The organism is Sphingopyxis sp., assembly GCF_035250425.1.
Classification (GTDB): Bacteria; Pseudomonadota; Alphaproteobacteria; order Sphingomonadales; family Sphingomonadaceae; genus Sphingopyxis.
In genome coordinates this window covers 25,935-35,160 of sequence record NZ_DATFFD010000029.1, presented here as the reverse complement: position 1 = coordinate 35,160, position 9,226 = coordinate 25,935, and the positions used below count along the sequence as shown (strand labels likewise).

Annotated in this window: 9 protein-coding genes; 2 read left to right on the top strand and 7 right to left on the bottom strand. The window is 66.1% G+C overall.

Going from position 1 to position 9,226, the window contains the following annotated elements:
- Together VJ811_RS02125 and VJ811_RS02120 are read left to right on the top strand one after the other, a co-directional pair.
- On the top strand, positions 1-1,061 hold a 1,061-nt coding region (locus VJ811_RS02125; RefSeq protein WP_324070621.1), incomplete at its 5' end, for an oligosaccharide flippase family protein.
- On the top strand, positions 1,058-2,056 hold the full coding sequence (locus VJ811_RS02120) for a polysaccharide pyruvyl transferase family protein (protein ID WP_324070620.1): 999 nt from the start codon (positions 1,058-1,060) through the stop codon (positions 2,054-2,056). The genes VJ811_RS02125 and VJ811_RS02120, both read left to right, overlap by 4 nt.
- 20 nt (positions 2,057-2,076) lie before the next feature.
- Here VJ811_RS02120 and VJ811_RS02115 read toward each other — a convergent pair whose 3' ends face one another.
- From VJ811_RS02115 to kdpC, 7 genes are all read right to left on the bottom strand, one after another.
- Positions 2,077-3,465 carry an exopolysaccharide biosynthesis polyprenyl glycosylphosphotransferase gene (locus tag VJ811_RS02115; protein ID WP_324070619.1) on the bottom strand — a complete coding sequence of 463 codons (1,389 nt, stop codon included), beginning with the start codon at positions 3,463-3,465 and terminating at the stop codon, positions 2,077-2,079.
- Positions 3,466-3,642: 177 nt separating this feature from the next.
- Positions 3,643-4,461: a TorF family putative porin gene (locus tag VJ811_RS02110; RefSeq protein WP_324070618.1), complete on the bottom strand. Its 819-nt coding sequence runs from the start codon at positions 4,459-4,461 to the stop codon at positions 3,643-3,645.
- Positions 4,462-4,575: 114 nt separating this feature from the next.
- Positions 4,576-4,887, bottom strand: coding sequence for a hypothetical protein (locus VJ811_RS02105; protein ID WP_324070617.1), 312 nt, complete (start codon positions 4,885-4,887; stop codon positions 4,576-4,578).
- Positions 4,888-5,010: 123 nt separating this feature from the next.
- The gene (locus tag VJ811_RS02100; RefSeq protein ID WP_324070616.1) at positions 5,011-5,169 is read right to left on the bottom strand and encodes a hypothetical protein; all 159 of its coding nucleotides are present in this window, start codon (positions 5,167-5,169) and stop codon (positions 5,011-5,013) included.
- An 85-nt stretch (positions 5,170-5,254) separates the two neighbouring features.
- On the bottom strand, positions 5,255-5,962 hold the full coding sequence (locus VJ811_RS02095) for a response regulator transcription factor (protein ID WP_324070615.1): 708 nt from the start codon (positions 5,960-5,962) through the stop codon (positions 5,255-5,257).
- Positions 5,959-8,631 (bottom strand): sensor histidine kinase KdpD, encoded by a 2,673-nt coding sequence (locus VJ811_RS02090; RefSeq protein ID WP_324070614.1) that lies wholly within the window; start codon positions 8,629-8,631, stop codon positions 5,959-5,961. Before VJ811_RS02090 ends, VJ811_RS02095 begins: the two co-directional genes overlap by 4 nt.
- Positions 8,628-9,218: a potassium-transporting ATPase subunit KdpC gene (gene kdpC, locus VJ811_RS02085; RefSeq protein ID WP_324070613.1), complete on the bottom strand. Its 591-nt coding sequence runs from the start codon at positions 9,216-9,218 to the stop codon at positions 8,628-8,630. The genes VJ811_RS02090 and kdpC overlap by 4 nt, the downstream gene beginning before the upstream one ends.
- Positions 9,219-9,226 lie beyond the last annotated feature (8 nt).

Genomic DNA, 9,226 nt, shown 5'->3' with positions numbered 1-9,226 from the left:
ATATGGCGCTGCGCCTGCGCGAGTTCGGGCATCGCACCACCGCGCTCCGCTCGGTGGCCGGCGGGCTGATTGGCGGCACTTGCGCGGTGGCTGCCGCCTTTGCCGGGCTCGGGCTCTGGAGCCTCGTCATCCAGCGCCTCGTCACCGAGATCCTCGGCGTGGTCCTGTCGCGCGCTTCCTATGACTGGAAACCGGGCTGGCAGTTCAACTTTGCGATCCTGCGCGGCAATCTGATGCTCAATGCCAGTCTGATCTATGTCCAGCTCGCCTTCCTCGCGACGGGGCGCGTGCAGGAAATGGCGATCGGTGCCGGGATCGGGCTCGCCGCCGTGGGTGTCTACCGCACCGCCTGGCGCACCGTCGATCTGATCGGGCGCGGCGCGGTCCAGCCTTTCACCCAGGTCGCGGTGCAGACGTTCGCGCGGGTCAAGGACGACCCTGCCGAGCTGCGCAACGCCTATCGCTGGATGATTTCGCGCGCCTCGGCGCTCTCCTTTCCGGCGCTGGTCGGCTGCGGCGCGCTGGCGCCGGTCGCAATCCCGATCGTGTTCGGTGCAAAATGGAGCGAGGCCGGTGAGCTCGCCCAAATCTTCGCGTTCATGGCCGTGCCCTTCACGCTCAACTTTTTCGCTTCACCCTCGCTCAGCGTACTGGGCGCGTCGCGCAGCCTGATCTCGCTCTCGACCACCCAGCTGGTGCTCGGCGTGATCCTGACGCTCGCGGCGCTACCCTACGGCGTTTTCGCGGTCGCGATCTCCTATGTCGCGCGCGCCTATCTCACCCTGCCGATGCAGATCTGGCTGCTCCGCCGCGCGTCGGGCATCCGTCCGGTCGACACGTTTCGCGCAGTCGGTCCGCCGCTGGTCGCCTCGACGCTGATGGGTGTGGCGCTCGCGGTCGCGGTGCGCCTGCTCGATACCCGTCTGGCGGGCTGGCAGGTGCTGCTGCTGCTCACCGCGACCGGGGCGCTGTTCTACGGGGTCGCGCTGCTCGCCATCTCGAGGACGTGGCGCGGCCGTTTCCTGTTCCTGTTCAAACGCTTCAGAAAGAGCCCGATATGACCAAGAAGACCGCCGACCAGCTCGTCGGCGAACTCGCCCAGCGTTTCGCGCGCGTGCTCGATGCCGTGCTGCCGTCGGGCAAGCTTGCGCTGGTCGACTTTCCCGACCACTCCAATGTCGGCGATTCGGCGATTTGGCTCGGCGAGATGGCCTATCTGCGCAAGCCGGGCCGCCTGCCGGCCTATTATTCGGCGATCGCCGATTTCGACGACGCGGCGTGCCGGGCCGCGATCGGCGACGGGCCGATCCTGATTCATGGCGGCGGCAATATGGGCACGCTCTGGCCCAAGCATGAAGCCTTTCGCCTGCACCTGCTTCGCACGCACCGCGGCCACCCGATCGTCCAGATGCCGCAGTCGATCCATTATGCCGACTCCGCCGCCGCTGCCGAAATGGCCGAGGCGATCCGCGCGCACGGCCAATTCACCCTGCTCGTCCGCGACGCCCGCTCGCTCGCTTTTGCCGAGCAGCATTTCGATTGCGATATCCGGCTTTGCCCCGACGCCGCGCTGATGCTCGGCCGCCAGCGCCGCGATCCCGCCACCGCTCCGGTCTTCGCCCTGCTCCGCACCGACCATGAACGCGCCGCCGGCGAGGCCGCGCTGCCCGCGGGCATCGTCGCCGACGACTGGCTCGAAGAGGATGCCGGCCAGAAACGCCGCCTGCGCCTGTCGCTGGGGCTCGGCCGCCTCCTCACCCGCGATCCGATGGTGCAGCGCGCCGCGCGGCAGCAGCGCCTGGCCGAATGGCGGTTCCAGCGCGGCCTTACGATGCTGTCGACCGGCGAGCTGGTCGTCACCGACCGGCTGCACGCGCACATTCTCTCGCTGCTGCTCGACATTCCGCACGTGCTGCTCGACAACAGCTATGGCAAGGTCGCGGGCTTTGCAGATCAATGGACGGGCGATTATGCGGGGCTGATGCGCGCGACGCACCGCGCCAAAGCCTTTGACATCGCGCTCGCCTGCCGCGCCCCGCAGATCGTGGACGGCTGATCCCCGCCCAAGAGGCCCGCTCAATAAGCGTTGCGGTGCACGAGCACCTGCGCGGTGCGCGCGAGGATCGAAACGTCGCGCAGCAACGACCAGCCATGCTGATATTCGAGATCGGATTCGAGCCGGTCCAGAATATCGCGCTTGGTGTTGGTCGCACCGCGAAACCCGCGGATCTGGGCGAGGCCGGTGATCCCGGGCTTGAGCGCGTGACGGTGCCAATATTGCCGGTCGACCCGCCAGAACAGCTCGTTGCCCGCAGTGGAGCCCAGTGCATGCGGGCGCGGGCCGACGAGGCTCATCTCGCCCGACAACACATTGATCAGCTGCGGCAGCTCGTCGATGCTCGTCGCGCGGATGAAGCGTCCGACGCGCGTGATCCGGTCGTCGTCGCGGCTCGCCGAGCGCGCGCCGTTCGCATCGGTCGTCTCGGCGCGCATGCTGCGGAATTTCAGGATCCGGAAGATGCGGTTGCCGCGCCCCATCCGCTCCTGACGGAAGAACACCGGTCCCGGCGAATCGAGCTTGATCGCCAGCGCCACGATCAACAGCAGTGGCGACAGCAGGATCAGCGCCGGGATCGTCACCGCTAGATCGAGCGCACGCTTCTTCACCCGGTTCGCCCGGTTGAGCGGCCCCCACGACACCACCAGCGTCGTCACCCCGCCGCGCTGGCGCGTGGTCAGCGGCCCCAGTTCGGCAATCTCGGGCATCACAATCTCTCCGACGATATTGACGCCCTTCAGCGCCCGCGCCCATTCGGCCTTGCGCTCGGGCGCACAAACGATCGTCACCCGGTCGTAATCCTGCAGCACGGTGCCGAGACGATCGAGCATATAGGGATCGTCGAGGTCGGTACGGAGCCCCGACGCGCGCGCATCGAGTATCTCGCGATCGAGGTAGGATGCGGGGAGGTTCGCGCCGTCGGCAATGACCAGCTCGGCGGTCATGTCGCCAAAAGCCCGGCGCACGATCCGGCAGATCAATAGCCGCTGCGCCACCAGCAGCGTCCCCGCGGTCACCATGCCCATGCCGATCGCCAGGCGCGGCACCTTGCCGGTGATCCGCAGCGAGAAGGCGACGAGCAGGAACACGAACAGGGTCGTTGCGAACGACAGCAATGTCTGGCGAACGCTTTTGACCGGGCGGGTCAGGCAGCGCGGATTATAGGCCTGATTCTGGAAGGCGATCGCGAAGTGGACAAACAGGGCGCCCAGCATCGCGGTCAGCAATCCGTCCGAGATGTGCCGGGGCTGCTCGATCATCAGCGTCACCGCGAAACCGACCGCGAGCGCGACGGCGTCCAACGCAATGAGCCCCAGACAGAGCCATATCTTGGCATCGCGCCGCGCCGCTTTCGCGAGCGGCGTTCGAACGGGTGCGCCTTGGAGCGCCAAGTCGATCTTGGTCATGGGATGGGGAGGCTCCCTGAATTTGCATGATCTTGTTGCGATGCAACATGTCCTAAGCATCAGGGAATTCAAGTCGGCCGCGCGAGCATGTGCCGGATACAGGATGATCCGTGCGGATACCATCTGGTAACCGCGACGAACCGCTCGGGCAGCGCGGCCGCCCGAGCGGTTCGCATATCAGAAGGCTGCAGTCACACTGGCCACAACGGCGGCATCGGCAATCGAACCGGTCCCGCCCCCGCCCTTGCTGAAATTGGGTTGCAGGCGCGCCGCCTCGGCCTTGCCGATGTCCGTATCGACATAGGACAGGCCCAGCGTCAGGTTGCGCCAGCTGGCATCCATGCCGAGTGACCAGTCCCAGTAACGGCCCGTCGGGGCAACGCTGGTGCCGTTGGGGCCGAGTCCGGGATTGCCGTCCGAGTGGCCGATATGCGCCTTTGCGGTGAATGGCGTGCCGGGGATGGCGACCGCCCCGTCGCCCCATAGATAGAGATTGTCGTCGCTCTGCCCGCGGCTGTTCGGCGCGTTCAAAACATTGGCGAGCGCATGTTGCTTCGGCGCATAAGCGGCCCCGGCGGTCCAGGTCGCCGGTCCGGCCGTACCCGTCAGCTTCACATAAGGCTCGGCGAAATCGGATTCATCGGCGCCGCCCGGATACATGTACCAGACGAGGCCGGCATCGAGCGCGGCCTTGTCGCTGAGCGGCAATTTATAGCCGCCGATCAGGTCGAGTTCCATATTGGCACCCCCGAAGGTTCCCCAGCCCGCGAGGTTCGATGCCCACACGCCGGCATAGAGGCCGCTTTGATGGGTCAGCGTCAGGCCGCCCTGAACGGCCATTTCTTCGTCGGACTGCGACACGCCGCGGAAACGGTAGTCGGACGCGATGGTCGCGGATCCCGTGATCGTGACGGATTTTGCTTCTTCCCCCCGTGCGAAAGCGGCGACCGGCAAAAGTCCCGCGAGAAGCGCGGCGGCTGAAATAATGATCTTCATATTGTCCTCAAATCTGGCCTCTTCGGGAATGGAGAGGTTCGCGAGGACGCCCAACTAGATCAGCGCGACATTGGAAATCGAGAGCAGCGGACGCTCCTTTGCATAGTGTTTTCGTTATGCGCCGGGTCGCTCATTGGTCGGCGAAAACGGCGTATCGGGAGCCGGCGCAGGCTGGCGTCTCCATCGCTCGGAAACCTCGACGGTTTCCCACAATCCCGGCCCAACAAACAGCAAGGCGCTTCCGACGCTCGCGCTGAGGAAGGTCGCCGCCGACAGGAGGATCATCAGCGCGCCCGAGTCGCGCGGTGCGGTGATCAGCGCCATATGATGGAGCCGGAGCGCGAACAGCCAGCCTATGCCGAACAGGACGATGCCCAGAGCGCGCAGCCCGATATTGGCGGCGCGCGTTTCATGCCATTTCTTCATCTTGCAACCTCCAGCGGGAGGCCGCTCAATTACGCATCATCGCGTAGGAATTCGAGATCGGGAAAGGCGCGCGCGCATTGAGATTTCGTATAATTTCGCTGGCTCAGGGGCGGCGCCGGCATCTCAGCCCATCTTGTCGGCGAGGAAGGCAACCAAAGCCACCGTCGCACACATATAGATTGTGATTTTCGATGGCCCTTGGGCGCCCAGCCAGTCAATAACCCGGTCGCGCGTCGACTGCTGCGGAGCGCCGGATGGCCGTTTGGAATCGTCGCTTATCATGGCGACTCATTTAAGGGCTCTCGCCATTTGAAATCGAGAGCGGGTCAGTCCCAAGTCCATATGATCGGCATAGTTTCGGCACGATTCAATCGCCGGGCGTATCGCCAACCGACCGCAGACGATAGCCGATGCCGAGTTCGTTGTTGATGATTTGCGGTTGTTGCGGATCGGTCTCCAGCTTCTGGCGCAGGGTGCGGACGAGGACGCGCAGATATTCGACATGATGCTCGGCCTCGTGCGGCCAGACCTCCGCCATGATCTGGTTGTGCGTGATGACCCGCCCCGGGTGCCGCGCGAGCTGGGCCAGCACCGCATATTCCTTCGGAGTCAGATGAACCTCGTGGCCCGCCTTGACGACGGTGCGCGCGATGAGGTCGATCGTCACATCGCCCGCGGTCACCGCCAGCATCCCGCCGTCGCGGGTCATGCGGTTACGCAACGCGACCCTTACGCGCGCGAGCAATTCGTCGGTGTCGAAGGGTTTGGTCAGATAGTCGTCGGCACCCAGATCGAGCGCGGCCACCTTCTGGTCGGTCGCGTCGCGCGCCGAGACGACGATCAGCGTCGTGTCCGACTGCTGTTTGACAAGGGGGACAAGCTCCAGCCCGTCGCGATCGGGCAGGCCGAGATCGAGCAGCACGATGTCGGGGCGCTCCTCGCGAAGCAGTTCGAGCGCTTCGCGGGCACTCTCGGCTTCGACGATCGCATAGTCGGCGCGCGCCAGCGCGGCATGGATCAGCCGGCGGATATGCAGCTCGTCGTCCACCACCAATATCTTGTGACGCACTTTCATGGCTGTTCCTTGTCGTCCAGATGCGTGATGATCAGCCGCTCGGGGATGCGGATGGTGAAGCAGGCGCCGTGCGGATCTTCATTGTTGCTCGCCTCGACCGACAGCCCCATCGCCTCGGCAAATCCCTTGACGATCGCGAGCCCGAGGCCGGTGCCGTGCTTCGCGCGATCGCTGCCCTCGAGACGGGTGAAGGTTTCGAAGACGCGCTTCTCGTTTCCGGGCGCGATCCCCGGCCCCTGATCGATGATCGACATCGATATGGCATCGGCGGCGCGCCGCGCGCGAATGACGATCGGCGTGCCGGGGTCGGCATAGCGCCCGGCATTGTCGAGCAGATTGATCAGGCAATGGTGGAGCAGCACCGGATCGACCCGCACCAGCGGAATATTGGGCGAAATATCGACCTTGACCTCATGCCCCAGCAGCGACGCCCGCGTGTCGTGCGCCGCGCTGGCGGCGGCGTCGAACAGATCGGTGGCCTCGACCTTCATCGGCAGCGCGCCTGCCTCGACACGCGCCATGTCGAGCAGGTTCGACACAAAACGGTTGAGGCGAAGCGCTTCGGTCTCGATCGTCTCGGCCAGCAGCGCCGAGGGATTGCGACGGATTTCCTGCGCGGCCGAGAGGATCGTCGTGAGCGGGGTCCGAAGGTCGTGGCTGACCGACGACAGCAGCGCCGAGCGCAGCCGGTCGCGTTCGTCGACCTGCCGGGTGCGAAGCGATTCTTCCTCAAGCTCCATGCGGTCGAGCGCGATCGACGCCTGATCGAGGAGGCTCATCAACAGCGGCACCTGGTCAGAGCGGACGGGCTCGCGCGCGTCGTCGCGCGTCATGCCGAGCACGCCGAGCACGCCGCGCGTCGTGCGCAGCGGATGGAAGAGCCAGTCCGACGCGGTGAGGGTCGATGACCCGCGTCCGGCGGGCTGTTCATTGTCCATCGCCCACTGCGCCGCCGCGCGCTCGATTTGCTCGAGCCGGTCTTCGGGCGGAACCGCGGCGCGCAGCATCGGGCCGTCGGCCGACGGAAGCAACAGCGCGGTGCGGACATCGAGAAGCCGCCCGACCTCGGCGCAGATGGCGTGCATCAGCGTCTCCTGGTCGGGCGCCGCGGTCAGCAGCCGCGAGAAGCTGGCGAGCGCGGCGTTCTGCCGCGCGCTCGTTTGGGCCAGGTCGGCCTGCGCCCGCACGCGCGCGGCGAACTGGCTGGTCACGACGGCGACCCCGAGCAGCACGAGGATGCTGACGACATTTTCGGGATTGTTGACGGTCAGCGTGCCGGTCGGCGGCAGGAAGAAGAAATTATAGGCGAGGCTCGACGCCAGGCCCGCGAACAGGCCCGCGCGCAGCCCGAAGGTCGCCGCGGCGAACATCACCGGCACCAGATAGAGCAAGGCGATATTGCCAAGGTCGATCGCGGCGAGGAGCAGGCGCGCGAGTGCCGTCATCGCGGCGACCATGACCAGTGACCAGACATAATCGGCCGGCCGGCCCCAGCGTCCGGGGGGGACGATCCGGATGCGCGGTTGCCCGGGCTTTGCGGCAGGCTCGCCCGGCAGGACATGGACAGCGACATCGTCGATCGTCCGCACAAGCTGGTCGACCACCGATCCGTAACGCATCTCGAACCACCACGGGCGGCTCGACTTGCCGATGACGATCTGCGTCGCGCGCGCGTCGCCGGCAAAGGCACGCAGCCCTTCGACGACGCTCGCCGCCGGGACCGTCGCGGTCGAGGCGCCGAGCCGCGAGGCGAGCGCGAGCGTGTCGGCGAGCTGCCGACGATCGTCGTCGGTCATGCCCTGGCTGCGCCGCGTCTCGATATAGACCGCGCTCCACGGCGCCTTGAGCGCGTCGGCGAGCCGCTTGCCCGCGCGGACGAGCTCGGCGGCGACCGGGAGCTCGCTGACCGCGACGACGATCCGTTCGCCGACCGCGAAGCTGCCCGCGAGCGCATGGCTGCGCACATGCTCGAGCATCTGCGCATCGACCGCCTGCGCCGCGCGGCGCAGCGCGAGTTCGCGCAGCGCGGTCAGGTTCGATTTCGAGAAGAAATGCGTCAGCGCGCGGCTGGCTTCCTGCGGGATATAGACCTTGCCCTCGCGCAGCCGCTCGATCAGCTCGTCGGGCGGGATGTCGACAACCTCGATCTCGGCATTTTCGAGGATCGAGTCGGGCACCGTTTCGCGGACACGCACGCGGGTGAAGGAGGCAACGACGTCGTTCAGGCTCTCGACATGCTGGATATTGATCGTCGAATAGACGTCGATGCCCGCATCGAGCAGTTCCTCGACATCCTGATACCGCTTGGGATGCCGGCTGCCGGGCGCGTTGGTGTGCGCAAGCTCGTCCACCAGAACGAGCCCGGGGCGGCGTTCGAGAATCGCGTCGATGTCCATTTCGCCAAGACTATGGCCCTGATGATCGACGTCGCGGCGCGCGATGACCTCGTGGCCGTGGACGAGCGCCTCGGTCTCGCGCCGGCCGTGCGTTTCGACCACCCCGATCACGACATCGACCCCGGCCTCGCGCCGTTGCCGTCCGTCGGTGAGCATTTCCCACGTCTTGCCGACTCCGGGCGCGGCGCCGAGGAAGACCTTGAGACGGCCACGGCCTTCCTGCGCCGCCTGACGCAGGAAGGTTTCGGGGGATGGTCGATCATTTCCTGTCACGCGGCGGGTTTAGCCCCAAAAGCATCGAGCCGTCGATTGAGCTTGAACAGATTGACGCGCGGCTCGCCGAGAAAGCCGAGCAGCGGCCGTTCGACGCTCTGCTCGACCAAGCCGCGAACGGCGGCCGGAGCGAGCCCCCGTGCCTTTGCGACGCGATCGACCTGATAGAAGGCGGCCTCGGGCGAGATGTCGGGATCGAGCCCCGAACCCGACGCCGTGACCATGTCGGACGGAACCGCCTTGCCGGGTTCGGCGGTCTTCAATTTTTCGACATCACCCTTCACGCGGTCGACGAGCGCCTGCGAGGTCGGGCCGAGATTCGACCCCGACGAGGCAAGCCCGTCATAGCCGTCGCCAGCCGCCGACGGACGCGTGTTGAAATAGCGCTCCGACGTAAAGGCCTGGCCGACCACGGTCGAGCCGACGATCTTGCCATTCTCCTCGACGAGGCTGCCGTTCGCCTGGCTCGGGAAGAGCGCTTGCCCGATGCCGGTGAGCGCCAGCGGGTAAGCGAGCCCGAGGAGCAGCGCGAAGAGCAGCGTCATGACAAGCGCCGGACGCAGCGAGGTGATAAAATCCTTGTTCATTGTCATAT

Excerpts from the sequence above, each read along its gene's own strand:
- kdpC (WP_324070613.1), bottom strand. The coding sequence starts at position 9,218 with ATGAACAAGGATTTTATCACCTCGCTGCGTCCGGCGCTTGTCATGACG.
- VJ811_RS02095 (WP_324070615.1), bottom strand. The coding sequence starts at position 5,962 with ATGAAAGTGCGTCACAAGATATTGGTGGTGGACGACGAGCTGCATATC.
- VJ811_RS02120 (WP_324070620.1), top strand. The coding sequence starts at position 1,058 with ATGACCAAGAAGACCGCCGACCAGCTCGTCGGCGAACTCGCCCAGCGT.
- VJ811_RS02100 (WP_324070616.1), bottom strand. The coding sequence starts at position 5,169 with ATGATAAGCGACGATTCCAAACGGCCATCCGGCGCTCCGCAGCAGTCG.
- VJ811_RS02115 (WP_324070619.1), bottom strand. The coding sequence starts at position 3,465 with ATGACCAAGATCGACTTGGCGCTCCAAGGCGCACCCGTTCGAACGCCG.
- VJ811_RS02110 (WP_324070618.1), bottom strand. The coding sequence starts at position 4,461 with ATGAAGATCATTATTTCAGCCGCCGCGCTTCTCGCGGGACTTTTGCCG.
- VJ811_RS02105 (WP_324070617.1), bottom strand. The coding sequence starts at position 4,887 with ATGAAGAAATGGCATGAAACGCGCGCCGCCAATATCGGGCTGCGCGCT.